Here is a 590-nt window from a genome sequence, read left to right on the forward strand (position 1 = left end):
CCTTTCTCGCGTTTCTTGTGGAATCCCTGGGCCAGTGTCGGAAACCAAGATTTTGATGGCATTTCTATTTTCTTGCACACTAACTTGGATTTCGTTGTGTGCGCCTGAATAGCGAATGGCGTTGTCTACAAGGTTACGGAACAACACTTCTAACAACATTTTGTCGCCAGAAAGCGCGACTTCCGCTGGTGAGAGGCTGATGTCTTGATCTTGTCTTAAAGCAAGTGGCGCTAAATCGGCGACGACGGTTTGCAGCAATGGCGTTAGTTCGACGTTGTCAAAGACGCGTTCAGATAAACTGTCTACTTTAGCAAGTGTAAGCAGTTGGTGGATGAGACGGTCGGTTCTTTCAATGCCTTGAAGGATGTTGTGTAAGTCTCCGCGTAACTGCTCTGGGTCATTACTTTCAAGAGCGTTTTCTACGTTTAGGCGCAGGATTGTCAGCGGCGTTTTGAGCTCGTGTGCGGCGGCTCGCGTAAAGCGTTTCTCTCTCTGCCACGCTTGTTCAAGTTCAGAAAGCAATGAATTGAGTGCTTCCACCAACGGAGCAAGCTCGGTTGTGTTGTCGGTAACATGAATGCGGTCTAAGC

At 48.5% G+C, this 590-nt stretch carries 1 protein-coding gene; it reads right to left on the reverse strand.

What is annotated here, in order from left to right; translation table 11 throughout:
• Positions 1-590, reverse strand: a 590-nt coding sequence (locus tag R7Q48_RS29170; RefSeq protein WP_318133852.1) for a sensor histidine kinase, incomplete at both ends; no start/stop codon positions are given.

Source organism: Vibrio sp. 378, from assembly GCF_033339435.1.